Below are 25,140 nucleotides of genomic sequence, written 5' to 3'. Positions count from 1 at the left end.
CTACCTGTCATATCCCGTTATGTCATGTGCAGGCCCTTGGGTCTTTATCGTATTGGCTATTCACAAAGCCATTAGCGGTATCGACCATGTTCACCCTCCGTTACAACCCCTTTGAAACCATAGAAGCGTCCATTGCGCACGCCTCTGTAACGCCTCGAGCGCAGGACGCGGCGCCGTTCGAAGCGGAGCACGCCAACACCGAATTCATCAGGCTCAACTTGCCAGACTGGTATGTGGGTGCGTCCACGGCACTGCGCCAGGCACTGCACGCCAGCCAGCAAAGTGCACGGCGTTACGCGCAGGCGCTGGAGCCGGTGCGCGACCGCCTGTTATCGCCACAGCAATTTGCAGCGCCCTTGCTGTCGAAAGCGTTTGTCGAACGTTTCCAGCTCGACCTGGACGTTGAAGCCTTTCAACTGATGACCTGGCGCTACGACAGCGCCTGGAACCCCGCCCCGCTCGAGCAGACCTTGCTCCAGGCGGCCCTGCAGAACTTTGCTCCGAGCAACAGAAGCCGCTTCAATCCCTACTCGGCAATCCTGCGGACAGGTGGCCTGCGCTACTGGCTGATCGACAGCGCCCAGCGCCGCTACAAGGTGGAATACCGGGACCGTCAGGCGATCGATCTTGAGCAGTTCGCTGATTTTTGCCATGAGCTGGATCTGGGCCGTCAGTATCAGACTCACTTGGACAGCGTGTTCAAGCCGCCAGGCCAGGCTGCGCAAGCGGTTGCCAGCGCGTTCATGGACAGCGAGCGTGCCGCCGTCGAGGTGCTTGCGCATATTGCCGTGATGAAAGGCGATATCACTGAAGCGGCGTACCAGACCCTGCTGGATATGGTGAAGTCCGTTGACCAGCCCCGCTGGGATGGCAAGGGCGTGCGCTATTGCCAACTGCACCTGCTCGACACCTACACGTTTTCAGGCTCGCTGTTACAGGGTGCCTTGCTGATACAGCAGGACGGCGCCAGGCCCGATGACAGTCCTTGTCTGGTCTACCTGCCTTCCGAGCCCTCGCATCCGATCAAGCAGTTCGAGTCATTGCGGGCCTTCAACGCCTGGCTGGTGACGGCGTTGGGCAGCGAACACTATCGACGCTACTTCAGCCGTTTCGTCAGCCTTGTCCAGGCTCCGGCATTTTTTACCAAACTGGACGCACGGCTGTATCCCGCCGGGGACCACAAGCTGGACCCCGACGCCGACCTGGTCGTGCAGGCACAGCCGTTTTCGAAACCGCCATTCGAACTGCTGTACGACCATTTGCTGGCCAAAACCTATGACGACTCAAAGGCTATCGCGGTGCCTTCCGCGCAGGTGGACCAGCAGGCTCATGATTCACTGATCGAAAGCCTTGAAAACAATGGCATGAACCTGCTCAACGTGGCCGGGTTCTTTGTGCCGGTGCTGGGTGAAATCATGTCAGTGGTCGCCCTCTATCAGCTCGCCAGCGAAGCGTTCGTGGCTTACGAGGACTGGCAGCACGATGAAGTCGAAGACGCCATGCAACATGTCTACAACATCGGCGAAAACGTTGCACAGATGTTGCTGGTAGGCGGCGTGGTGGGCGCGGTGAACGGGTTGCAACCCTCGATGTTCATCGAAAGCCTGGTGCAGCGACGTGTCGACGGGGCCGTACGTCTCGGCAAGCCGAGCATTGACGCCTATGCGCATACGGTTTCGTTGCCCGACAACCTGAGCAGCAACGCCCTTGGACTTTATGAGCACGATGGCAGGACCTGGCTGCCACTCGACGGCAAGCTGTATCGCGTCGAGTCCGATGCCTCCGGCGCCAACTGGCGCATCAGGCATCCGCTGAATGAGCGTTCTTACGCGCCGAAGCTCAAGCACAATGGGGCCGGTGCCTGGCGCCATGAATGGGAAAACCCTATGGGTTGGGACGAGGTAACGGCTTTCAGACGCCTCAACCCGACCTGTCATGCACTCCCGGAAGAGGACATTCAGAAAGTCCTGCGCATTACCGGCACCCACGAGGCGTTGCTGCGCCAGATACATGTCGAGAACCTCCAGCCTCCGGCCTTGCTGAAGGACGCCATTCAGCGCGTTGAAACAGAACGGCAACTGCACGTCTGCATCGATGCTCTTCAGGCCGCCGATGTGTCTGAGGTCCATGTTTCTCATCTTGAACCGTGGCTGAAACTGCTGGTGTCGTCACCGCGCTGGCATGAGCCCCGCGGCCTGTTACTCATCGACGCCCAAGGGGCGCTGCTGGAATCCTGGAACGTGGGATCGCAGATGACGCTGTCGTCCCATGTCACAGGGCCGACCGGGCACCTCAGTCAAGTACTCGGCCAGTTGCTGGAAGGTCTGCCCGCCGATGAAGTCACTCGTTTGACCGGGAGCGACAGTGCCGACAAGGCCGTTCAACTGCGCGGCTTCAAACGCTATCTGGCCGATTGCGCCCAGACACACTTGGGGTGCCTGCTGGATGACGTGCAGGCGCTCAAAGGTCGCAGCGACGACCCGCATGTTCAACTGATACAGCGCGACTTCGGCAGCTTGCCGAGCAGCGTGGCGCTCGAACTCATCGGCATGGCCAGCGACGCGGACAAAGCGCGGATGACCACGGAAGAACGCATTCCTCTGACACTTGCCGAGCATGCCCGCGAGTATCAGCAGCAACTGCGGATAAACCGCGCCAACGAAGGCTTCTATCGGGCAGTAACCGACAATCTGGACACCCAGGCGGCGGGGATGGGCATGCTGCAGTACGTGCCAGGCTGGCGAGGTGATGTTTCCATTGATCTGCTGAAAGATTCGCTGGAGGGCGACGAAATCGCCAGTCTCGACAGCGATCAGGCCTCAGTGCACCGGCTGCTGGTCAGCACCGAAGCGGGCGTTCAGTGCTTCGATCCTTCAGGTGAGCCGCTCGGTGAAGTCGATCAGCAATTTTTCAGGGCGTTGTTGCTGGCGCTTCCCGAACAGATACGCCTCGACATTCAGCTGCCTGCTGGCGCGGATGAGCAGCAACTGCGCAGTCTGTTGCGCAATACGGCAGTCGAACGGCGTGAGCGCATGGCTGCCATTTTGCAATTGCAGCCAATCAAGCCGGGTATCAAGTGGCCGCAACGCTTGCCTCATGGCCGTATTGGCTACCCCCTGAGTGGACGCTTGCGGGGTTTCTTTCGTCGCTTGGGCATTGGCGCGTCCAGGCACTCGCCGGAGCTTGCGGTAAGAAGTCTGTACCCGGGTTTTTCCGATGCAGAAGTGTCCGACTTCCTGAGCACGCTGCGCGCCGAACACACCGGACCGGCGAGGGAGTTGTCGACTTTCGTCCGGCAAAGACTGAGCAGCCTCGCCGATGAATTGCGAACGCTTCAAGTTACCCTGGACAACTGGGTCGCGGAAACGCCCTTTTCTTCGTTGCGCAGACCGAGGGAGGTCGCCGCGACGCGCATTCGCGACTGCTGGAAACGCTTGAGCTTTCAGTGCCGAAACTTTCAGGGTGACTTTTTAGGGTATGCGCTCGATCTGGATAACTTGCGTATCGGAGAACTCCCGGATATCACGGCTAACTTCGACCATGTGGCGGTGCTGAAAGCCCGCACCATGCAGCTTACCGATCCACAAGCGAATGCATTACTGAAAAACTTCAACAGACTGCGTTCGCTGAGCCTGGACTTCAATGATCTGCGATCCTTGCCGACCTCGATAGGGCAAATGCCTCAGCTTGCAGAGCTGTCCATCAGCCACAACCCGCTGATCTGGACAGAGTCCGCCAACGCGGCGTTGCAGAACCTGAACCGGTTGGAGATTCTGGACCTCAACTTTTGCTCGCTCGGCGAGGACGTCCCCATCCACGCATTGAACTCATTGCGCCTACTGTTTTTGCGTGGCACGGGCATTCGAACATTGCCGGCATGGAACTGGGTGCGGTCCGAGCTGATTCGGATTGATGTGCGTGACAATCGCATCTCGGAAATATCCATCGATGAACTCGATAACATCGAGCGCTCCCTCAGTTCCTCGCGCCTGCACCTGCATCTGAGCGGCAATCCGTTGAATTCACCCACGCTGGAACGCATCAGGCTGTTTCGCGAGGGTAGGTTGCGCCCGCGGTGGGGTGTCAGCCAGAGTCGCAATCCGGTCGAGGCCGGACCTGGCAGTGCGCCGTGGCTTGCAGGTCTGAATCGTGAGCAGGTAAATACCCGCATAAGGCTGTGGCAAGACCTGCGCGCCTGTGCCGGATCCACGGATTTTTTTCAGATGCTGAGCGATCTGACGCAATCGGCCGACTTCTCAAGTAACTGCGATGAGCTGATTGCGCGAGTCTGGTCGATGATCGAATCGGCGTCGGTCAACGCCGAGCTGCGTGCCCAGCTCTTCGATGTTGCCGCGCACCCGCAGACGTGTGGTGATGGACTGGCAATGGTGTTTGGCGATATGGAAGTGCGCGTCCAGATCTTCTCGATCATGTCATCCACGACGGCGGCCGCGCAGCCACGCGAGCTGTTCAGGATGACCCGCAGTCTGGACCGTCTGGACCAGGTGGAGAAAATTGCCCTGCGCGATATAGCGTTTCGTCAGGCGAGCGGCGAAACGGTCGATGAGGCCGAAGTACGCCTGGCCTACCGCGTCGGTCTGCAGGTGCGGCTTGAGCTGCCGGGCCAGCCGCGAAACATGTGGTTCCGCGCTATTGCCAAGGTGAGCGAAGCGGATTTGCAGGCGGCTTACAACGAAATCATCGATCGCGAAGCCACCCCTGAGTTTTTCCAGTCGATGATTGCCCGGGAATTCTGGATGAGTTATCTGGAAATTCGTTACGCCCCGGAGTTCGAGCCGGTCAAGCAGCCTTTCAATCAGCGCCTGGTGGCCCTGGATGAGTTGCCGCCTGATCAGCGATCCGATCAGCAGTACCTCGAGCAGATTGGCCTGATCTCTCGTCAGCGTGAGCAGGCGCTCAACGAATTCGCGATCACTCTTTCCAGGCAGATTGCCCAGGCGGTGAACATGACGGCTCAATAAGGGATATTCTTCACCCTGTCTGCCTATCGGGGAACCTGCATGCCTGTTCACGTAATCGACAGCCTCGGCACCGTCGCGCCTGCCCAGTGGGATGCGCTGGTGCCTGGCAATCAGCCATTCCTGCGGCATGCGTTTCTCAGCTCGCTGGAGGACAGCGGCAGCCTCGGGCCACGATCGGGCTGGCGTGCCGAGCACGTGCTGCACTACGAAAACGATCAGTTGGTGGCGGCGTTGCCGGCTTACCGAAAGTGGCATTCGTATGGCGAGTACGTGTTCGATCACGCCTGGGCAGACGCCTGCCGTCGCGCCGGCATCGCCTATTACCCCAAGCTGCTGATCGCCGTGCCTTTCAGCCCGGTCGGCGGTTCGCGGATTTTGTCGGCGACGCCTCAGGGCGGTATCGAGTTGCTCAGTGAGCTGCCTGCCTATCTGCAGAGTGAAGGGTTGTCGAGCGCCCACGTGAACTTCACCGATCCGGCGGCCGATGCCTTGCTTGAAACGCAACCGGGCTGGCTGGAACGCTTTGGCTGCCAGTTTCACTGGCACAATCGCGGCTACCGGGACTTTCAGGACTTCCTTGATGCATTGAGTTCGCGCAAGCGCAAACAGATGCGCAAGGAACGTGAGCAGGTGGCCGGGCAGGGCATCGAGTTTGAATGGCTCGAAGGCGCGCAGATGAGCGAAGTGCTGTGGGACTTCGTGTATGCGTGCTACTCCAATACCTACGAGGTGCGAGGGCAGGCGCCTTACCTGACGCGTGAGTTCTTCAGCCTGCTGGCTGAGCGTATGCCTGAATCGATCCGTGTGGTCATCGCGCTGCAGGGCTCACGGCCGGTGGCGATGGCCTTCAGCCTGATCGGCGACGACAGTTTCTATGGGCGCTACTGGGGCTGTCTGGCCGAGTTTGACCGGCTGCATTTCGAAACCTGTTTCTATCAGGGTATGGACTACGCCATCGCGCACGACCTGCAACGCTTCGACGCCGGCGCGCAGGGCGAACACAAACTGATCCGCGGCTTCGAACCGCAGATTACCCGTTCGTGGCACTACCTGATGCATCCAGGCCTGAAAGACGCGGTCAGCGAGTTTCTGGAGCAGGAGCGAGTCGGCGTACTGGCCTATGCCGAGGAAGCGCGCAGCGCGCTGCCGTATCGGCAGGTGGAGTAACCGGCCAGAAGACATTCAGCGACTGCACTGGCCCCTTCGCGAGCAAGCTCGCTCCCACAGGTGCGGCGTACACATGACCACAGCAGACGTTCAGCGACTGCACCGGCCTCTTCGCGAGCAAGCTCGCTCCCACAAGTGCGGCGTACATATGACCGACAGGTGGAGTCGCTACACAGCAGACATTCAGCGACTGCACTGGCCTCTTCGCGAGCAAGCTCGCTCCCACAGGTGCGGCGTACACATGATCGACAGGTGGATCCCACAAGTGCTGCGTCGCTGCCGCTGAAGATGTTGTGGCCTCTGAAGATCCTGTGGGAGCGAGCTTGCTCGCGAAGAGGTCAGCAGCCTCCCCCTATCAATCCACGCCTACAAACCCACCCGTTTGATGCTGCCACAACCGCGCATACAGCCCGCCATGCGCCAGCAGTTCGCTGTGCGTGCCGGTTTCGGCGATCTGGCCTTTCTCCAGAACCACCAGGCGATCCATGCGTGCAATCGTCGACAGGCGGTGCGCGATGGCGATCACCGTCTTGCCCTGCATCAACGTCTCCAGGCTTTCCTGAATCGCTGCTTCGACTTCCGAGTCGAGTGCCGAGGTGGCTTCGTCCATGATCAGGATCGGTGCGTCCTTGAGCAGCACGCGGGTGATCGCGATACGCTGGCGTTGACCGCCGGACAGCTTGACGCCGCGTTCACCGACATGAGCATCGAAGCCGGTACGCCCTTCGGAGTCCGACAGCAGCGGGATGAACTCGTCGGCACGAGCCTTGCGGATCGACTCCCAGAGCTGTTCGTCGGTTGCGTGCGGGTTGCCATACAGCAGGTTCTCGCGAATCGAGCGGTGCAGCAGCGAGGTGTCCTGGGTAATCATGCCGATCTGCGCCCGCAGGCTTTCCTGGGTGATTTCGGAAATATCCTGGCCGTCGATAAGGATCCTCCCGCCTTGCACGTCGTACATGCGCAGCAGCAGGTTCACCAGCGTCGACTTGCCCGCGCCGGAAGGCCCGATCAGACCGATCTTCTCACCCGGTTTGATGTCCAGGTTGAGGTTGTGAATGATCCCGTTGCCATTGCCGTAATGGAAATCGACGCCGTCGAACCTGACACCGCCGTTTTCGATCTTCAGCGGCAGGGCGCCGGGTTTGTCATTGACCGTAACGGGCTGCGAAATACTTTCCAGGCCGTCCTGCACGGTGCCGATGTTCTCGAAGATGCCGTTGACTACCCACATGATCCAGCCGGACATGTTGACGATGCGGATGACCAGACCGGTGGCCAGTGCAATCGCCCCCACCGAGATCATCGACTGAGTCCACAACCACAGGGCCAGGCCGGTCGTCGTGACGATCAGTATGCCGTTCATGGTGGTGATGGTGGTGTCCATCGACGTGACCACGCGGCCGGCCAGCTGACTTTTTTCGGTGTGATCGCGCATCGCTTCGCGAGCGTACTGCTGCTCGTGGTTGGTGTGGGCGAACAGCTTGAGCGTGGTGATGTTGGTATAGCCGTCGACGATGCGGCCCATCAGTCGTGAGCGCGCATCGGACGAATCCACCGAGCGCTGCTTGACCCTCGGCACGAAGTACATCAGCGAGAGGATGAAAGCCGCGATCCAGGTACCCAGCGGGATCATCAGGCGCCAGTCGGCCTCGGCGAACAGCACCATCGCGCTGATCGCGTAGATCAGCACATGCCACAGCGCATCCACCGACTGTACGGCCGAGTCGCGCAATGAGTTGCCGGTCTGCATGATGCGCTGAGCGATACGCCCGGCGAAGTCGTTCTGGAAGAAGTTGACGCTCTGCTTGAGCACGTAACTGTGGTTCTGCCAGCGAATCAGGTTGGTCATGCCGGGGCTGATCGTCTGGTGTACCAGCAGGTCATGCAGGCCGACGAAAATCGGCCGCAGCAGCAGGGCCACGACGACCATCCAGATCAGCTCGGAACCATGAATGCTGAAGAAGTTCTCCGGCGGCGTGGTTTGCGCCAGGTCGATGATGCGGCTCAGGTAACTGAACAGCGACACTTCGATCAGCGCACCGATCAGCCCGACCACCAGCAGCGCGGTAAACGTCGGCCACACCTGACGCAGGTAGTAGAGATAAAACGCGAAGACGGTATTGGGCGGGGCAGCGGTAGGAGCGTCTTTGAAGATATCGATCAGTTTTTCGAAACGACGATAAAGCATTGGCTATCACACCCACGCGACGTGGGTTCTCCTTGATAAGTGGAGGCTCTCCCGTCCGGACCGCACGAAGCCAGGAGGCTCCATGCGGTGCAGGTTTCCCGATCAGTTGACGCGTTTGGCGGACTTGATCAGGATCGGGTCGATTGGCACGTTTTGCATGCCTTTCTGAGTCGTGGTGCGGGCGTTGACGATGTTGTCGACGACGTCCATACCCTTGACGACTTTACCGAACACCGCGTAACCGAAGTCGCGCGCGCCGTTGTCGAGCATGGCATTGTCGTTGGTGTTGATGAAGAATTGACTGGTGGCCGAGTTCACGTCCGAAGTACGCGCCATGGCAATGGTGCCGCGGACGTTATGCAAACCGTTCTGGGCTTCGTTCTTGATCGGATCCTTGGTCTGCTTCTGAACCAGTTGCTGGGTGAAGCCACCGCCCTGCACCATGAAACCCGGAATCACCCGGTGAAAGATGGTGTTGGTATAGAAGCCGCTGTCGACATAGCCCAGAAAGTTCTGGGTGCTGATCGGCGCCTTGGTGTCTGCAAGTTCGATTTCAATCTGGCCGAAGCTGGTGTCGAGTACCACGTGCGTGGCTTTATCCGGAGCAGCCATCAGGTTGGCGGCGAACAGTACGGAGCAGGCGGCGAGAGCGATTTTTTTCAGCATGTGGCAACACGTCCTTCATTAAGAGATATCGACTGTGACCGGCAAGGTAACCACGTTTGGCTTTTTTTGCCCAGCGTATTGGCGGGTTTGCAGCACTTCAGACGATCAGGCTGCACGTCCATGGACCGCACAGGATTTTCAGACTGCGTTGCTGGCGATGAATTCCAGCCGCGTGCGATTGACGTGCTGCATACAGTGAAGAGCGCCAAGTGCCTGCGCCGGTCAGGCATTTTGCGGCGTGCCGAGTGCAGCGGTGAGCGGGGTCGTGTCAAAGCTGCGGATCAGATCGATCAGAATCTGCGTGGCCGGGCCCAGCGGTCGGTCCTTGCTGGAGTAAAGATAGAAGGTCGGGTTGCGGCTGCCACCCTTGTCCAGGCGCAGGGGCTTGAGCAGGCCTTCGCGCAGTTCACGCTCGATCATGTGCCGAGGCAGCCAGGCGAAGCCCAGGCCGTTGCTGACGAAAGTCGCAGCGGTGCCCAGGCTGCCGACGGTCCAGCGCTGTTCCGCGCCCAGCCAGCCGAAGTCCCTGGGTTGCTGCCTGCCGGAATCACGGATGACGACCTGCAACTGGCTTTCCAGGTCCTGAAAGGTCAGCTCGCGATTGGCCTGATGCAGGGCGTGGTCCGGGTGAGCGACGGCGACGAACTCGACCGAGCTCATCTCGGTGCCCAGATGCCCGGCAATGCTGTAGCCGCTGATGGCCAGGTCCGCGACGCCTTCGAGCAAGACCTCCTCGACGCCGGAGAGCACTTCCTCACGCAGTCGCACCCGGCAGCCACGGCTCTGCGGCATGAACGCGGTCAGCGCCCTGACCAGACGCGCCGAAGGGTACGCCGCGTCGATCACCAGGCGCACTTCCGCTTCCCAGCCCTGCTCCATATGGTGGGCGAGGTCTTCCAGTTGGCTGGCCTGTTTGACCAGTTGCCGCGAGCGGCGCAGCAGTACGCCGCCGGCTTCGGTCAGCACCGCCTTGCGCCCGTCGATACGCAACAACGGCACGCCGAGCTGTTCCTGCATGCGCGCCACGGTGTAACTCACCGATGATTGCGAGCGATGCAACGCTTCGGCGGCCTGAGCAAAACCACCGTGATCGACCACGGCCTGCAATGTGCGCCACTGGTCGAGAGTCACGCGGGGCGCTTTCATGCTGTAATTCCTCTTAAAGTACGGGCTTATTGTTCTACTCTGACAATCCCGACTCGGAGATTGCCGAATGAATCGACTGTGTTGTGCGCTGCTGGTCATGTTGCCGTTGACAGCCCTGGCGTACCCCATCGAGGTGGAAAAACAGTACCAGGGCGTGAAGATCGATTATGTTGCCCACGACGTCTATCACGATACCGGGTCAATCACCGTCAACAACTACGGTGAAGTAGACGCCAAATGTTCGGTGGTGTTCATCAACGGGCCGGAGGCACCGCGCACCCGACATGTGCAGGTCGGCGCAGGCAAGAGTCTCGACGTTTCATCCCGATTCAATCGCAGCATCATAAAGTTGCGAATCAGGCTCAGCTGTCAGCCCGCCTGAGAGTAGAGCGCTCTTATGGATAAGACAAATTTATGGGGGGAGCACAGAGGCTTCGCGTTTTTGTGCAACGCGTTGGTGTGGGACCGGGGTTGCGGGGGATGGAACTCACCCCGGCCGCTCTTGCTGATGTTCTGAGGGTGCAGCCCCGTTTCCAGGGCTTTTTATGAGTTATGTGCTTTGGGACAATCAGACAATGATGTCGGCGGCCTGCAGCGTTTGCACGCCCGTGAGCTGGATTTCGAAGTCCGCGCCGACGTTGTCATCGATATTGCCGTACAGCACACCGTCGGCAAAACGCAGTTCACCGCTGTTGTTGGCGCTGAACGCCGCGTTGCCGATGAATACGAACGCATCGTGGCCATCGGTCAGCGGTCGGGCATCGAAGCCGGAGAAGTCCAGCTTGTCGCCTTCGACTGTCTTGAAGCCATTGATGATGTCGCGCAGTCCGCCCAGGCCCGTATCGGTGATGCTGTTGAACACGTAGTGGTCCGCGCCGGTGCCGCCGATCAGCGTATCAGCGCCTGACCCGCCGATCAGCACGTCATCACCCGCACCGCCGGACAAGGTGTCATTGCCATCGCCGCCGCTCAGGGTGTTGGCGTTCTTGTTGCCGGTCAGCGTGTCGGCAAACTGGCTGCCGATCAGGTTTTCAGTGAATTTCAGTGTGTCCAGGCCCGAACCCCCGGTGGCTTGCTGGGCGCTGGTGTTCAGCGCAACGGTGACGCCTGCGGTGGCGAACAGATACGACACGGTGTCATTGCCGTCGCGGCCGTCCATGACGTTGTCGCCAGCACCCGCGTAAATCAGGTTGTCCAGGGCATTGCCGGTGGCGTTGGCGGCCCCGGTACTGTTGATGACGATGTTTTCCACATTGGCCCCCAGCGTGTAGCTGGCCAGCGAGCTGTACACCGTATCCACGCCACCCACCTGTGCATCGGCATTGGTTTCGACCACCCGGTCGGCGGCATCGTCGACGTAATAACTGTCCGATCCATCGCCGCCGGTCAGCATGTCGGCACCTGCAGCACCGTCAAGAATGTTGTTGCTGGCATTGCCGATGATGACGTTCTTCACGGCGTTGCCGGTGCCGTTGATGGCAGACACGCCGGTAAGCACCAGGTTTTCCAGGTTGGCGCCCAGCGTCCAGCTGACAGACGACACCACGGTGTCGACCTGCGAGGGCGAGTCGTTGCTTTCGGTGACGGTATCGAAAGCGTTGTCGACGACATAGATGTCGTTGCCATCGCCGCCGCTCATGTCATCCGCGCCCTGGTCGCCGTCCAGCACGTCATTGCCGGAACTGCCGACCAGTGTGTCGTCGTCACTGGTGCCGAAGATGTGGCCACCTTCGTTCTGGCCACTCTCGAAAATGGCCGCCGGGTCGTTGTTGTCAGCGGCGTTGCCGTGGAAACCCAGGTCATCGGCGATGAAATCGGCCAGGCGCTGGCCGACGATCTCGGCGGACTCTTCATGCAAGTGCCAGACGTCATCGGGGTAAACCAGCGGGTTGACCTCGTAACGCAGCGGCAGGTCGGTGTAGTCAACCGCCAGCTTGACGTCGGCGCGCTCAGTGGCAATGGCTTCCTGAACGCTTCTGACGTACCCGGTACCCTCGACAATGGCGTTGATCTTTTCATCGGTGTAGCCGCGGGCCTTTGCCGCGTCGGTCTGGTAGTGCCCGGTTTCGGCGATGTATACGGTGAAATCGCCGATCTGCGCATGCAAGTAGTCGAACACTTTCAGGGTCGAGGCCTTGTACAGCTCGGCTGCCGCCTGCTTGTCAGTGGCGCGGGCGATTTCCTGAGCGGCTTCTTCACCCTGACCCCAGATGATCCCGGTGGTCACTTTGTCGATGGCGGTCAGCGACGCCAGTTGCGACTTGAGCAACTCGGTGGCGCGCAACAGCGCAGGGCCCGGCTCATCGGTGTCGACCAGCCACCAGGAAACACGCTGTTCTTCCTGAGTGCCGGTCGAGTAGCCGACCACGGTGCTGCCGCCCACGGCGAGGTCGATGCCATCGCCGTTGGCGTCGGTGAACTGGCTGCGCACGTCGTAATCGGTGTAGCGGGTCAGGTCCTTGACCATTTCCGAGGTGCCGGACTGGTTATCGTCTTCGGTCATGCGCAGCAGGCGCGCATTGGACTGGCCCAGCGTCGGCAGGTAGAGAATCTCCTGCGCCTCACGCTGGCCGAACACGAAGTCCGCATCGGTCAGGGTGTTAATCAGGTTGCCGCTCAAGGCGATTTCGAAGCGATTGCCGTCGGCATCCGCCGTAGCGGACTTGATGTAAGTCTTGTCGCCCGTTTCGTTGAGGGTCATGTACAGCGTGTGATCTTCGCCGTTGCCCAGCCCCAGAAAGCCGAGGGCGGAGACGTCTATCTTGTCCTGGCCGGGGGTGAAGTCATAGATCGTGTCGGTGGCGGTCAGCCCGCCAGCGTCGTAATCGCGGTAGCTGTCGGTCAGTGCGCTGTAGACGAACGTGTCGGCATCGGCTCCTCCGTACAGGGCGTCACGTCCTGCGCCACCGTTGATGATGTCGGCGCCGGTATCGCCGCGCAGCGTGTCGTCACCGCCCAGGCCCAGAATCGTGTCGTTGCCTTCGGTGCCATACAGCGCCTCGGCGTTCTCGGTGCCGGTGAGGGTCCCCGGCGTGACGTTGCCCACATTGATGGCAAAACTGTCGGCCACCGATGCGCCGGTGGCGTCGCTCGCGGTCAGCAATACCGAGTAAAGCCCCGATGCCGTGCCACCCGGCGTGCCGCTGAAGGTCAGGGTCTTGCTGTCGAACTTCAACCAGTCGGGCAGGGCGCTGTTATCGGCCAGGGTCGCGCTGTAGGTCAGCGTGTCGCTGTCCGGGTCGCTGAAGCTGCCGGGTTGCACAGCGTAGGAGAACGCCTTCAGCTCGGTGATGTTCTGGTCCATCAGCGGCGTATTGAGCACTGGTGCCTGATTGGCGGCGGCTGCGGTGGAGAAGATGAAGTTGGACGCGCTCAGTTTGTCGGCCAGATTGCCTTGCAAGGCGATCTCGAAGCGATTGCCTGTGCTGTCGACCGCATCGGTCTTGATGTAGGTCTTGCTGCCGTCGGCATTGACGGACAGGTAAATGGTGTTGGCGCTGCCATCGCCCAGGCCGCGCAGGCCTATGCTGGACAGGTCGATGCGGTCTTCGGCCGGGTTGAAGTCGGTGATCGTGTCGCTCTGCTTGGTGCCGCTGGCGGTGTAATTGCGATAGCTGTCCAGACGCGAGTTGTAGATGAACAGGTCCGCGCCCGCGCCACCGGTCAGGGTGTCGGCATCGGCTCCGCCAGTGATCGTGTCGGCGCCCGCGCCGCCATCGATACGGTCCGTACCGGCGTTGCCGTTGATCACGTCATTGCCGTCGGTGCCGGTCAGGGTATCGCCGCCCGCCGTGCCTTCCACGACATGCTGGAAGATGAAATGACTGGCATTGAGCGTGTCTTTCAGGTTGCCGCTCAGGCCCAGTTCGAAGCGGTTACCGCTGGCATCGGCGTCGAGTGATTTGACGTAGGTGCGGTCCAGCGTGGCGTTGTAGCTGATGTTCAGCGTACCGCCCTTGCCGCTGCCCAGCCCGGTGAAGCCCAGGTTGCTCAGGTCGATGCGGTCCTGGCTGATATCGAAGTCGGTGACCAGATCGGTGGAACTGGTGGTCGCTGTACGGTAGCTGTCGGTCAACTGATCGAAGCGAAAGGTGTCGGCACCCGCGCCACCGGTGAGCTTGTCGGCTCCGGCACCACCAATCAGGATGTCGTCACCCGCACCGCCGTTCAAGGTGTCCTTGCCCGCCAGACCGAAGATCTGCTCGTGGGCCGCGCCACCGGTGATGACGTCGTTGGCCTCGGTGCCATTGACGGTCACCAGCGGGAACGCATCACCTGCGAAGCTGCCGTCGCCATACACCAGGGTCAGCCCCTTGCTGGTGTGGCTGATGGTGTTGCCGACGATGCTGTTGCGGTCGGTGCCGTCTTCGTTGCGCTCGGCGACGCCGTAGGTGGAGTTGTCACTGCCGGTGATCGTGTTGCCACGGATCAGGTTGTCGCTACCGCTGAAGAACTTGCCGGACACGCCCGTGGTGTCGTCGTAGGACTGAATGATGATTTCCGGAACCGCTGAACCCAGCGCGTTGTTGCTCAGGGTGTTATCGAAGATATCCACCCCGGAACTGCCATAAATGCGCACGCCGGCGTTGCCATTGTCGTGGATGTCCACGCCGCTGACCGAAACCTGGCTGGACAGCTTGATCAGTACGCCTTCTGCTGCGTTGCCATACACCGCGCCGCCGGTGATGGTGATGTTGGCGGGAGAGGGGATGTTCTCGCTGCCGCGCTGCACCACGATGCCGGTGCTGCCATTGCCATAGGCAACGTTGTTGCTCAGGGTGAAGTCGTGGGTGCTGGTGACCACGTTGAAGCCGTGACGATCGTTGTCGTACGCAACGTTGTTTTCAAACACGCTGTCGCTCAGGTAATCGGCCACGAAGCCGTCCAGGCCGTTGCCATGCGACACGCTGTTCTTGATCACCATGTTGACGGTCTGCTCGTGCGGGTCGAAGCCGTAGCCCGAGCAATCCTTGATCTCGACGCTGTCGAGAGTGACGTTCGAATCCTTGCCGTCAGAGCCTGGAATGTAACCGTTGAACCAGCCGTCCACCTTGCCGGTGGTGGCGTCCCGGTTACCGTCCAGCGTCAGGTTCTTCATGCCGAAGTCGTGGGTTTCTTCGCCATAGGCCGAGCGCACGATGCCGGTGATCTTGGTGTCCGAGCCATCCGCAAGCTTGATGACCGTCTCGCCCATGCCTGCACCCGACAGGGTGACGTTGCTCTTGAGCATCAGGCAGCCATCAGAAGGCTCTTCGCCACCGGACACGATGTATGTGCCGGCCCCCATGACCACTTCACCGCCGCCTGCAGCCGCCGCCGCATCGATTGCGGCCTGAATGGCAGCTGTATCGTCAGTGACGCCGTCGCCCACTGCTCCGAAGTCTTTTGTGTTGAATATCATGGTGTTACTCCAGGCGACGACGAATGTGGATGAAATGAGTCAATATTGCAGCGTCGAGATGATAAGACCTTTTTCTGTGGAAAAGTTGCCGATATAGGCTATATTTTCGTCGAAACCGACGACATGTACGTCAATAATGCGACTGTCATATTTGTGACGGGTAACGCGGAGCGCGGCGACGGGTTGGCGTCAAAAATTGGCGGCCGTCGAGTGGACAGTGAGTGACGCAACCGCTATGGTCGCGCCCTTCAAAAATGGGGGGCGGGCATGGGTTATCTACTTTTCGTCACACCGATTCAGGCGTTTTCATTCAGCCTGATCGGTGTCTATCTGGCCGGGCACGTCGACAGTTATTTCGCGGTGCTGGTCCGCGTGGTGCTGGCGGGTCTGGTATTCATTCCGCTGACCCGCTGGCGTCAGGTCCAACCCCGCTTCATGCGCAGCATGCTGCTGATCGGCGCGCTGCAATTCGGCGTGACCTATGTCTGCCTGTACCTGAGTTTCAGGGTGCTGACGGTGCCGGAAGTGCTGCTGTTTACCATTCTCACGCCGCTGCACGTGACGTTGATCGAAGATGCGCTGAACCGGCGCTTCAACCCTTGGGCATTGCTGGCGGCGGCGGTCGCGGTGCTGGGCGCTGGCGTGATTCGTTACGATGGCCTGGACGGCGACTTCCTTGGCGGCTTTCTGCTGCTGCAACTGGCCAACTTCACCTACGCCGCCGGGCAGGTGCTGTACAAGCATCTGGTGGCGCGCTACCCGAGCGACCTGCCGCATTACCGACGCTTCGGCTACTTCTACCTCGGCGCACTGGCCGTGGTACTGCCTGCGTTCCTGATATTCGGTAACCCGCAACACCTGCCCGAAGCGCCGACCCAATGGATCGTGCTGCTATTTCTCGGCCTGTGTTCGACGGCGCTGGGCATGTATTGGTGGAATAAAGGTGCGTGCATGGTCAACGGCGGCACCCTGGCGGTGATGAATAACCTGCATGTGCCGCTGGGGCTGTTGATCAATCTGCTGATCTGGAACCAGCATGAGGACTTCACCCGCCTGCTGATCGGCGGCGGGGTGATCGTGGCGTCGGTGTGGATCAGTCGCCTGGGCGTGCGGCGCGTGCCGGAGAGCGTTTCCGGCACACGTTGAGTCAGACGTGCTGGCCGCCGTTGACGTGAATCTCCGCACCGTTCACGTAGGACGCGCCAGCCGTACACAGGAAGTAGATCAGCGAAGCGACTTCCTCGGGCTTGCCCAGCCGGTGCATCGGCACCAGCCGCTCGACAATCTCGGCGGTGCCGGGTGACAGAATCGACGTATCGATTTCACCCGGCGCAATGGCATTGACCCGTATCCCGTGCGGGCCGAAATCGAAGGCCATTTCCCGAGTCAGCGCCGACAGTGCCGCCTTGGACGTGGCGTAGGCGACGCCTGCAAACGGGTGGACCTTTGAGCCGGCGATCGAGGTGACATTGATGATGCTGCCCTTGGCTGCCCTCAACTCGTCAAACAAACCCCGACCCAGCAGCGCGGTAGAGAACAGATTGACGTTGAACACCTTGATCCAGGTGCTGTAATCCGACTCCAGCACCCCCATGCGCCCGCCGTCCTCGGTCTTTGGGGAAACGCCGGCATTGTTGACCAGCGCATCGAGCCGTCCGCCGAGCTTGTCCTTGATTGCCGCCATGCTCTCGCTGACGCTGTCGATGTTTTCCAGGTCCAGGTGAATGTGGTTGAGCAGACCTTCAGCCCACGGGCAATCAGCGACCCAATTCTGCCGCGACGCGGTAAACACCTCCCAGCCAGCGGCATTGAAATGCTTGACCGTGGCATGACCGATACCCCGGCTTGCGCCAGTCAGCAAAAGCTTTTTCTTGTCGCTCATGAGTGCGTTCCGGTTTTTAGGGTGGATGCATCATGTTTTTTGGTGGGAGGGGTGTCAACGGGGTTCAGGCAGTACCGGTCAGGCGGCAGTGCGCATTGTGTTGATGCGCTTCAACACCCTGCGCCATAACGGCCGCTTCGGACGAGGAGCTGCCTCGGCCACCACATTCGGCATGTCCCGTAAGCGAATCCAGGTTTCACTGCGCCAGTGCAGCACGCTCAGCGATGTGCCGGGCCATTGCAGCTGGCTCATTCTGGGTTTATCCAGCGTGACGTTCTGTTGATCATGCAAGGTCGTCAGCACCTCATGCGTCAGCCACTGACGCAGCATATGGCTGTGACGGAGGACGAGGGTGGCTTCGAAATGGGGTGTGTGGGGGGAAAGGTGTGGGGCTGAAGCGTAGGAAACGGCATTTTTTGGGGCGGCTGCGATGCGTTAGATTTTAGGTTGTGTTCAGATAGTGTGTTGTCGGTTGATGTTTATTATTGAAGCGCGCCCATCTGCATGGGTTAGATGAGGTAACGCCTCCATCACCCTCGACAACCCTACACTGGAGGCAACATGTTCGACAAAGGCATCTGGCTGAACCAACCCCGGCACTGGAACGTGGCGGAAGAGCGCCTGACAGTCACCACAGATCCGCAAACCGATTTCTGGCAGCAGACGCACTACGGCTTCTGCCGTGACACCGGTCATTTTCTGGGTGTTTCGGTGACCGGTGATTTCACTGCGCAAGTGCATGTGCAGGGTGACTTCAAGACGCTTTACGATCAGGCGGGGTTGATGGTCCGCATTGACGAGCGCAACTGGGTCAAAACCGGCGTTGAAGTCAGTGACGGAGCCCTGATGCTGGGCAGCGTTTTAACCTGCGGACAATCCGATTGGGCCACAGGTGTATTTGATGATTCATCATCCGGCCTCTGGCTGCGAGTCACGGTCGCCAAGGGCGTTATGCGTATTCAGCACTCCAGCGACGGGCTGCGCTGGCCGCTGCTGCGCCTGGCACCATTTCCCGTGAGTGAGTCTTATGCCGTAGGGCCGATGTGTTGCAGTCCGGAACGGGGAGGGCTGGAGGTGGTGTTCTCTAATTTCGAGGTCATGCCTGCACTGGGCAAGGATTTGCATGATCTAACGTGAGTGACTCTTCAGCCGGCCATTGCAGGCCCGCTGAAGAGCGACATGCTCACCTTGTTTTACTTAACAACGGTGAACTTGCAGTTTTCAGGTGATGTTTTTTCACATACGTTATAGACGAGACCCAAAAAACCATTTTCTTTTTTCCAGGTACTGCCTGCAGTTTTTACAGTGAAATCCTTATTGTTTTTAGCAGTGAAGCGCATGTCCAGCATCTCGCGCCCACCGATGTTGTAGGTACAGTATTGCAGCATCTGAGGCGCGTCTGCGCTCTCTTGAATAGCGATGGCCAGTTCAAAGGACTGCACAGGCATTTTCTTTTTTACAACGCCTTGCAGCACGCCGGTCCACTCGCCGTCATTGCCGCTCGCCCGGTATACACCGGGTGAGACCTGCTCGATCTTCTCGACGGTAGGGCAGTTTTCCGCCGCTTGAGAGGTCAGGGACATGCCCAGCAGGCACGTAGCAATTGCGGCGCTGATTAATACTTTTTTCATGATATTCCTTTAATTGAAAAACTCAATTCTTGATGTGTGTAGGCTTGCGTGCGGTTTTTTTGCGTGGTTAGGCGGTAAACTTTTTGGATTCGCTAGTGGGTTACATGTTTCTATCGGATGCGTGGCAGCAACTGTGTTGCATGTTGTCTCGTTACTAAAGATGTCTGTATTTCAGCAGTTACTTGACCACATGCAATTTAGGTAGGGCTATCTTAGTTGCCAGGCTGTTTCCTGTCTGTGCCTTCAGGCCTTAATTGTTTGTAGGAAATGGCGCTGCTTATATTCGGATAATGGGCTGGCGGAGGTCTCTCATCGCTGACTATTTTCTTTGCGGAATAACTCGACCGACCATTCGATAAGGTGCGCGGTTGCGCCTTTGCGCTTGGTGACACGCTGGCAAACCAATGCCAGCCATCAGCACTACAAAAAAGGCCGAGGCCCGCCGACTTTCTAGCACAAAGAAAAATGGGCACAGTACGCGCACCGGTCCCATTAGGTTGCTGACAATTAAGAACCCATCAGCGATTGAACGTGGTGGCGGTCATGTTAGGCCCAGCACCGCTGGTTCGAACTCTGTCGACAGCCACCCCGCATGCTCCTGTGCACAATGTTTCAGCATGAGAGGCGAGCTGAGTAGCTGGGCAAGCAAATGCATTTGCCGACAGCGATGGCATCAGTCGCCACTCACGTGGTTAATATCATTGTGCCGGTGGTTTGTACCCTGCAAGCATTTTCAATACCTCATCATGGGCACCGCTTGCTTCGGCGAAGCGCAATGGCTTGGCGCGCTCCACTATAAGTTCTGGTGGGGTCGGAGAGGTCTCGAGCAGGTCGAAAATTTGATCCAGAAACTCTTCCAGAGGCATCGCGTGCTCGTCATTTTCCTGCCCGAGCAATGTGGTGCGTACACCCGGTGGTGCAAGCTCGATAACCTCGATCGGCGAGCCCTCTAGCTGCACTCGAAGACTTTGAGTGAACGAATGAACGGCCGCTTTGGTTGCGCTGTAGGTTGGTGTCGCAGGCAGCGGAACGAATGCCAACGCCGAACTGACATTCACGATCGTTGCACTGGGCTGCTTGATCAACTGTGGCGTGAATGCATACACCATGCGAATAGTGCCGAGTAAGTTGGTTGTCACGATATCTTCGGCTGTGCTCAGGTATTGCGGATCAGTCAGATCCTCCCAGTGCATGATGCCTGCGTTGTTGATGAGAACGTTCAGATGCGGGTGGCTGATCGCAAGCGCCTCGCTGCTGCGCTGGATTGATTGTGTATCGGAGACGTCCAGCAATATCGACTCGATACCTGGATGTTCTGACACAATCTTGTCGAGAAGAGCCTTGCGACGTCCCGCGATGATGACAGTGTTGCCCGCTTTTTGAAGCCTGAGGGCCAGCCCGAGGCCTATGCCTGAGGTGCCGCCAGTAACCAGAATCGTATTGCCAGTGCCGTTCATAGTAAACTCCGGAAATAATGCTTAAGCGGACAATTGTCCACTTGAAGGACATTACCGGACAGGTGTCCGCTTATCAATCCAATCAAGGAAAATCTTTGCTCATGACTGACGAATTGGTGATGCGTTCTGACGCCAGGAAGAACCGTGAACGGATACTGGAGGTCGCAGTGGTGGAGCTGACCAGCGATCCTGCTGTGGCGCTAAGCGCAATCGCGAAGAAGGCCGGGGTAGGGCAGGGAACGTTCTATCGCCATTTTCCTACCCGAGAGAAACTGGTATTCGAGGTTTATCAATTCGAAATGCAGCAAGTGGCGTCGTTGGCGGAACAACTGCTCGCCACTACTGCCCCCAGGCAGGCCCTTCGTGAGTGGATGGACCACCTCGTTGAATATGCAATGACCAAGGCGGGTCTCGCCACCGCTATCCGGCAGGCCGCGTCTGTTTATGAATTTCCGGGGCAGTCCGGATACGCACCCGTTCAGTCGGCCGCCGAGCTGCTTTTGCGGGCCAATGAAGCTGCTGGAACGATTCGTAGCGGTGTAACTGCTGATGACTTTTTTCTCGCCATTGCAGGCATATGGCAAGTTGATTCTCAAAGTGAATGGCGCTCACGCATCACCAGATTGTTGAACCTGGTGATGGATGGTTTATGTGCAGGCAGCCCCGAAAGCTTGAACAAGAACGTCCAGCTCTAAAGCCGCAAACCCTAACCGTCATGCCGTATTTGAACGGCATGACCAAGGTGCTCCGAGGGTTACTTTTGCGCCAATAATGCTTTTCTCGCTGTTTTTTCATCTTTCATCGCGGCGATTTCACGCTCGCAGGCCTCGACATCGAACGAGTTGTCCCACTTGGCAATGGCGAGGGTGCCGATGCCGTTACCGATCAGGTTGGTCACGGCCCGCGCTTCGTTCAAAAACCGGTCAATGCCCAGAAGTAATACAAGACCTACCAGAGGAATGGAGTGGATGGTTGTGAGCGTTGCAGCCAGCGTCACAAACCCCGCACCCGCCACTCCGGCCGAGCCTTTGGACGTCAGCAGAAACACCCCCAGTAGAATCATCTGATCTACAAATGTCAGTGGCGTATTGGTCGCCTGAGCGATGAAGATGGCGGCCATTGTGAGGTAGATACAGGTGCCGTCCGCGTTGAAGGTGTATCCCGTTGGCAGCACCATGCCCACTACCGACTTTTTGCAGCCAAGCTTTTCAAGCTTGGCCATCATTCGCGGCAGCACGGCTTCTGTCGAGCAGGTGCCCAGTGTGATGAGAATTTCATCCTTGAAGTAGCGGAGGAATTGCATCAGCGGCATGCCCGACCATCTGGCAACCGAGCCCAGCACCACCACGATGAAAATCAAGGTGGTAACGTAGAGGGCGACCAGCAACTGCCCGAGTGACAGCAGAGTACCAATTCCGTATTTGCCGATCGTGAACGCCATGCCGGCACCAGCACCCAGAGGGGCCAGGCGCATGACCATTGCAACGATCCTGAACAGACCTTGCAGGAACAAATCAATGGTATTGATCAACGGCTTGCTGGTTTCGCCCATTTGCACCAGTGCAATACCCATCAGTACCGAAAGCAGGATCACCTGAAGCATCACGCCATTGGAGAACGCGCCAAGAAAGGTATTCGGGATAATATTGAGAAAGAACTCGATAGTGCCTCCTTGCTCACTGGCAGCCTGGCTGTACTTGCTGATAGCACTGCCATCAAGCGTACTGGCGTTGATATTCATACCCGCGCCAGGCTTCACAATGTTGACCACAATCAGGCCAATCACCAGCGCGATGGTTGAAAGAATCTCGAAGTAGACCAGCGCTTTAACACCGATCCGTCCGACTTCTTTAATACTGCCCATCTTTGCGATGCCTACAACCACCGTACCAAAAATGATGGGTGCCAACAGCATTTTGATCAGCTTGATGAAACCATCGGCAAAGGGCTGGAGCTTGGCGCCGACATCAGGCACGAAGTAACCGATGGCTGCACCGATCACGATGCCGATCAGCACTTGCACATACAGCTGGCTATACCAGCGGGTTTTGGAGATTTCCACGGAAGCACCTCATTTTATTTTTGTGATGGGCATGTGGCTTGGCGTCAGTAGGTGACGCCTGATGCTGCGGCCTCTCTCAAGGAGGCCGCAGATCTAGGGAGATCAGCCTTCGCCCAACTCGCGCATGACTGCGTACAAGGCGGACTTGGCTTCGAAGCCAACACCTGGAATATCCGGCAGGCCGACATAACCGTTTTCTACCTTGATCCCGTCCGCAAAACCGCCGAAAGGCTGGAACACATCCGGGTAAGATTCGTTGCCGCCCAAGTGCAGGCCGGCTGCGATGTTCAGGGACATCTGGTGACCACCATGTGGAACTACGCGGCGGGAAGACCAACCCATTTCTTCCATTACCTTGAGGGTGCGCATGTACTCCACAAGCCCATAGGACAGAGCGCAGTCGAACTGCAGATAGTCGCGATCAGGGCGCATACCGCCGTGGCGTAACAGGTTACGGGCATCCTGGTGGGAGAACAGATTTTCACCGGTAGCCATGGGCAGTTCATAGTGATTGGCAAGCTCGGCCTGCAATGCATAGTCCAGCGGATCGCCAACCTCTTCGTACCAGAAGAGGTTGTACTTCTTGATGGCTTCGGCGTAAGCGATTCCGGTCTGAAGATCGAAACGACCGTTGGCATCGACCGCCAGTCGACGACCGTCCCCAACCACTTCAAGCACCGCTTCGATGCGACGGATATCCTCATCCAGTGGCACTGCACCGATCTTCATCTTGACGACGTCGTAGCCCCGATCCAGATAACTCTGCATTTCTGCCTTGAGCTTGGTCTGGTCTTTGCCAGGGTAGTAGTAGCCACCCGCGGCGTAGACCCAGACCTTGTCATCGGCGACACCTTCGCGATAGCGGTCGGCCAGCAGACGATACAAAGGTTTGCCTTCAATCTTGGCAACAGCATCCCACACAGCCATGTCGATCGTGCCCACTGCAACCGAGCGCTCGCCGTGGCCGCCCGGCTTCTCGTTAGTCATCAGGGTTTTCCAGATGGCGAACGGATCGAGGTTGTTGTTTTCATGATCGACAAGGGTGTTCGGGTCAGCTTCCGTGATGCGCGCCAGGAAACGATCACGCATCAGTGCGCCCTGGCCATAGCGACCATTGGAGTTGAAGCCGTAGCCGATAACAGGTTTACCGTCGCGAATCACATCGGTAATCACAGCGACGACCGAGCAGGTCATTTTCGAAAAGTCGATGTAGGCGTTGGCAATAGGGGAGGCGATAGAAACAGTTTTTTCACGAATGTCTACGATGCGCATGACGGGCTCCTCTTGTTGTTTGTGAGCGCCACGTTATGCGTTGCGACGCCACCCGCCCAATGCTATTAATGCCGCACCCTATGCACAGGAGGCATGGCCCTTGGAACTCGTCTGGCTTGAAGACCTTTCAGCGCTCGCGGAGTACGGCAGCTTTGTTCGTGCCGCTGAAGCACGCCATGTCACCCAGCCGGCGTTCAGCCGAAGAGTTCGTTCATTGGAGAACTGGATGGGGGTGGAGTTATTTGTCCGCACACCGCAAGGAGCCACCCTCACCGAGGCCGGAAGGCAGATTTTGCCCAGTGCTCAGGAAGCTGCCCGGCACTTGTACAGAATGCGCAGTGAGGCTCAAGAAGTCGCTGGCGTGGCAGCCAGGTCGTTGCGGTTTGCAGCCACTCATTCTCTGTCGTTCACGTTCTTTCCCAAGTGGCTCAGAACCGCAGAAAACGGTGCCCCGATCGAGGCCGTACAACTGCATTCCGACAGCATGGCTGCTTGTGAGCAGATGCTGATACATGGTCAGGTGCAGTTTCTGCTCTGCCACCGCCACCCCGACGTTCCGCCTCTACTGGCCCCTGATCAGTTTGTCAGCAAGAAAGTGGGTGAGGACGTTCTCGTTCCGCTTGCAAGCGCCTCCGCCAACGTCGGCACCTCGCCTGCGGCGTTGCCCTACCTCGCGTACACCCACGAATCCGGACTAGGCCGTATCGTCGCCCACCGACTGCGCGGCAAGGAAGATTACCTGCACCTCAAACCACTGTTCAGCAGCCATCTTGCGGCGGTGCTCATGTCCATGGCCCTAGAAAGCAAAGGCGTAGCGTGGTTACCCAAGAGCCTCACCGAACAGGAGGTTCTTGATGGTCGCCTGGTCAGAGCGCTGGACGAAAGCTGGGATATACCACTGGAGATTCATCTGGCCCGGCCAAAAGCATTGTCCAGTCAACCGGTCGAAGAGTTCTGGGGGAGGGCGGGACAGTGATCCGCGAGATTGTTCAATCAAAGTCAATGGCTGCGAGCTGCTTCGACTTTAAAAGCGCCCGCATCTCGGCCATGACCTGATCGTTTGGAATATTAGGCGCTGGGTAGTTGATTGAGGCTTGGACCTGCGTACAAAACCACTTGTCATAGCGGGTGTCCTGTTCCTCAGTTTCAAATTCCGGCGCGATTGGAGAAATTCGAGCGCTCATGATTCAGCTCCTATTGGTTGTGAATCCATCTTAGGTGCTCAGCGGCGTATTATCTGCGCCTATCTGCCTAATTTTCTGTAGGAAACGGCTCTATCGCCGGAT

Annotated in this window: 17 protein-coding genes and 1 pseudogene; 7 read left to right on the top strand and 11 right to left on the bottom strand. The window is 58.5% G+C overall.

The genetic code is table 11. The features are described from left to right. Positions 1 to 86 precede the first annotated feature (86 nt). Complete coding sequence (locus tag BLR16_RS05190; protein ID WP_074804857.1) at positions 87 to 4,982, top strand: NEL-type E3 ubiquitin ligase domain-containing protein; 4,896 nt, start codon at positions 87 to 89, stop codon at positions 4,980 to 4,982. A 39-nt stretch (positions 4,983 to 5,021) separates the two neighbouring features. Beyond that, on the top strand, positions 5,022 to 6,149 hold the full coding sequence (locus BLR16_RS05185; RefSeq protein WP_074804854.1) for a GNAT family N-acetyltransferase: 1,128 nt from the start codon (positions 5,022 to 5,024) through the stop codon (positions 6,147 to 6,149). A 355-nt stretch (positions 6,150 to 6,504) separates the two neighbouring features. Here BLR16_RS05185 and BLR16_RS05180 read toward each other — a convergent pair whose 3' ends face one another. From BLR16_RS05180 to BLR16_RS05170, 3 genes are all read right to left on the bottom strand, one after another. After that, positions 6,505 to 8,337: an ABC transporter ATP-binding protein gene (locus tag BLR16_RS05180; protein WP_003431136.1), complete on the bottom strand. Its 1,833-nt coding sequence runs from the start codon at positions 8,335 to 8,337 to the stop codon at positions 6,505 to 6,507. A gap of 102 nt (positions 8,338 to 8,439) precedes the next feature. Beyond that, entirely contained in the window at positions 8,440 to 9,003 is a 564-nt protein-coding gene (locus tag BLR16_RS05175; protein WP_003363466.1) for a peptidylprolyl isomerase A, read from the bottom strand. Between the two features lie 222 nt (positions 9,004 to 9,225). Further along, positions 9,226 to 10,149 carry a LysR family transcriptional regulator gene (locus tag BLR16_RS05170; RefSeq protein WP_003363464.1) on the bottom strand — a complete coding sequence of 308 codons (924 nt, stop codon included), beginning with the start codon at positions 10,147 to 10,149 and terminating at the stop codon, positions 9,226 to 9,228. Positions 10,150 to 10,216: 67 nt separating this feature from the next. On the opposite strand from BLR16_RS05170, the gene BLR16_RS05165 reads away from it, so the two are divergent. Beyond that, positions 10,217 to 10,531: a hypothetical protein gene (locus BLR16_RS05165; protein ID WP_003363462.1), complete on the top strand. Its 315-nt coding sequence runs from the start codon at positions 10,217 to 10,219 to the stop codon at positions 10,529 to 10,531. A 186-nt stretch (positions 10,532 to 10,717) separates the two neighbouring features. Here BLR16_RS05165 and BLR16_RS05160 read toward each other — a convergent pair whose 3' ends face one another. After that, positions 10,718 to 15,550, bottom strand: a complete 4,833-nt coding sequence (locus BLR16_RS05160; RefSeq protein WP_092194151.1) for a M10 family metallopeptidase C-terminal domain-containing protein — start codon at positions 15,548 to 15,550, stop codon at positions 10,718 to 10,720. Positions 15,551 to 15,817: 267 nt separating this feature from the next. On the opposite strand from BLR16_RS05160, the gene BLR16_RS05150 reads away from it, so the two are divergent. Next, positions 15,818 to 16,696, top strand: coding sequence for a carboxylate/amino acid/amine transporter (locus tag BLR16_RS05150; protein WP_092194149.1), 879 nt, complete (start codon positions 15,818 to 15,820; stop codon positions 16,694 to 16,696). Between the two features lies 1 nt (position 16,697). Here the strand turns inward: BLR16_RS05150 and BLR16_RS05145 are convergent, their stop codons facing one another. Continuing rightward, the gene (locus BLR16_RS05145) at positions 16,698 to 17,432 is read right to left on the bottom strand and encodes an SDR family NAD(P)-dependent oxidoreductase (RefSeq protein ID WP_074804846.1); all 735 of its coding nucleotides are present in this window, start codon (positions 17,430 to 17,432) and stop codon (positions 16,698 to 16,700) included. 78 nt (positions 17,433 to 17,510) lie between these two features. Next, positions 17,511 to 17,759, bottom strand: a pseudogene (locus tag BLR16_RS05140) (phage antirepressor); the annotation flags it as partial. 234 nt (positions 17,760 to 17,993) lie between these two features. Here BLR16_RS05140 and BLR16_RS05135 point away from each other — a divergent pair. Beyond that, positions 17,994 to 18,569: a DUF1349 domain-containing protein gene (locus BLR16_RS05135; RefSeq protein WP_060708169.1), complete on the top strand. Its 576-nt coding sequence runs from the start codon at positions 17,994 to 17,996 to the stop codon at positions 18,567 to 18,569. A gap of 56 nt (positions 18,570 to 18,625) precedes the next feature. Here the strand turns inward: BLR16_RS05135 and BLR16_RS05130 are convergent, their stop codons facing one another. Further along, positions 18,626 to 19,063 carry a DUF3757 domain-containing protein gene (locus tag BLR16_RS05130; RefSeq protein ID WP_003431127.1) on the bottom strand — a complete coding sequence of 146 codons (438 nt, stop codon included), beginning with the start codon at positions 19,061 to 19,063 and terminating at the stop codon, positions 18,626 to 18,628. A gap of 698 nt (positions 19,064 to 19,761) precedes the next feature. Beyond that, complete coding sequence (locus BLR16_RS05125) at positions 19,762 to 20,520, bottom strand: SDR family oxidoreductase (protein ID WP_003363443.1); 759 nt, start codon at positions 20,518 to 20,520, stop codon at positions 19,762 to 19,764. Between the two features lie 101 nt (positions 20,521 to 20,621). On the opposite strand from BLR16_RS05125, the gene BLR16_RS05120 reads away from it, so the two are divergent. Beyond that, the gene (locus BLR16_RS05120; RefSeq protein WP_032609194.1) at positions 20,622 to 21,215 is read left to right on the top strand and encodes a TetR/AcrR family transcriptional regulator; all 594 of its coding nucleotides are present in this window, start codon (positions 20,622 to 20,624) and stop codon (positions 21,213 to 21,215) included. A gap of 59 nt (positions 21,216 to 21,274) precedes the next feature. On the opposite strand, the gene dctA is transcribed toward BLR16_RS05120, so the two are convergent. After that, complete coding sequence (dctA, locus tag BLR16_RS05115) at positions 21,275 to 22,582, bottom strand: C4-dicarboxylate transporter DctA (protein ID WP_003431124.1); 1,308 nt, start codon at positions 22,580 to 22,582, stop codon at positions 21,275 to 21,277. A 102-nt stretch (positions 22,583 to 22,684) separates the two neighbouring features. After that, a complete protein-coding gene (locus BLR16_RS05110) occupies positions 22,685 to 23,854 on the bottom strand; it encodes a mandelate racemase/muconate lactonizing enzyme family protein (RefSeq protein ID WP_074804839.1) in 1,170 nt (389 codons plus the stop codon). A gap of 100 nt (positions 23,855 to 23,954) precedes the next feature. Between BLR16_RS05110 and BLR16_RS05105 the strand changes: the two genes are divergently transcribed. Further along, a complete protein-coding gene (locus BLR16_RS05105) occupies positions 23,955 to 24,830 on the top strand; it encodes a LysR family transcriptional regulator (protein ID WP_092194147.1) in 876 nt (291 codons plus the stop codon). A gap of 13 nt (positions 24,831 to 24,843) precedes the next feature. Here the strand turns inward: BLR16_RS05105 and BLR16_RS05100 are convergent, their stop codons facing one another. After that, complete coding sequence (locus tag BLR16_RS05100) at positions 24,844 to 25,038, bottom strand: type II toxin-antitoxin system RelB family antitoxin (protein ID WP_003363436.1); 195 nt, start codon at positions 25,036 to 25,038, stop codon at positions 24,844 to 24,846. Positions 25,039 to 25,140 lie beyond the last annotated feature (102 nt).

It is taken from the genome of Pseudomonas sp. BS3767 (assembly GCF_900099665.1).
Lineage (GTDB): Bacteria > Pseudomonadota > Gammaproteobacteria > Pseudomonadales > Pseudomonadaceae > Aquipseudomonas > Aquipseudomonas cerasi.
Note: the sequence above shows the minus strand (reverse complement) of the source record. Positions and strands in the feature narration are given on the sequence as shown.

Coding starts and splice junctions, on each gene's coding strand:
- BLR16_RS05165 (WP_003363462.1), top strand. CDS start 10,217: ATGAATCGACTGTGTTGTGCGCTGCTGGTCATGTTGCCGTTGACAGCC.
- BLR16_RS05145 (WP_074804846.1), bottom strand. CDS start 17,432: ATGAGCGACAAGAAAAAGCTTTTGCTGACTGGCGCAAGCCGGGGTATC.
- BLR16_RS05125 (WP_003363443.1), bottom strand. CDS start 20,520: ATGAACGGCACTGGCAATACGATTCTGGTTACTGGCGGCACCTCAGGC.
- BLR16_RS05130 (WP_003431127.1), bottom strand. CDS start 19,063: ATGAAAAAAGTATTAATCAGCGCCGCAATTGCTACGTGCCTGCTGGGC.
- BLR16_RS05170 (WP_003363464.1), bottom strand. CDS start 10,149: ATGAAAGCGCCCCGCGTGACTCTCGACCAGTGGCGCACATTGCAGGCC.
- BLR16_RS05180 (WP_003431136.1), bottom strand. CDS start 8,337: ATGCTTTATCGTCGTTTCGAAAAACTGATCGATATCTTCAAAGACGCT.
- BLR16_RS05110 (WP_074804839.1), bottom strand. CDS start 23,854: ATGCGCATCGTAGACATTCGTGAAAAAACTGTTTCTATCGCCTCCCCT.
- BLR16_RS05190 (WP_074804857.1), top strand. CDS start 87: ATGTTCACCCTCCGTTACAACCCCTTTGAAACCATAGAAGCGTCCATT.
- BLR16_RS05150 (WP_092194149.1), top strand. CDS start 15,818: ATGGGTTATCTACTTTTCGTCACACCGATTCAGGCGTTTTCATTCAGC.
- BLR16_RS05185 (WP_074804854.1), top strand. CDS start 5,022: ATGCCTGTTCACGTAATCGACAGCCTCGGCACCGTCGCGCCTGCCCAG.
- BLR16_RS05135 (WP_060708169.1), top strand. CDS start 17,994: ATGTTCGACAAAGGCATCTGGCTGAACCAACCCCGGCACTGGAACGTG.
- BLR16_RS05100 (WP_003363436.1), bottom strand. CDS start 25,038: ATGAGCGCTCGAATTTCTCCAATCGCGCCGGAATTTGAAACTGAGGAA.
- BLR16_RS05120 (WP_032609194.1), top strand. CDS start 20,622: ATGACTGACGAATTGGTGATGCGTTCTGACGCCAGGAAGAACCGTGAA.
- BLR16_RS05175 (WP_003363466.1), bottom strand. CDS start 9,003: ATGCTGAAAAAAATCGCTCTCGCCGCCTGCTCCGTACTGTTCGCCGCC.
- BLR16_RS05160 (WP_092194151.1), bottom strand. CDS start 15,550: ATGATATTCAACACAAAAGACTTCGGAGCAGTGGGCGACGGCGTCACT.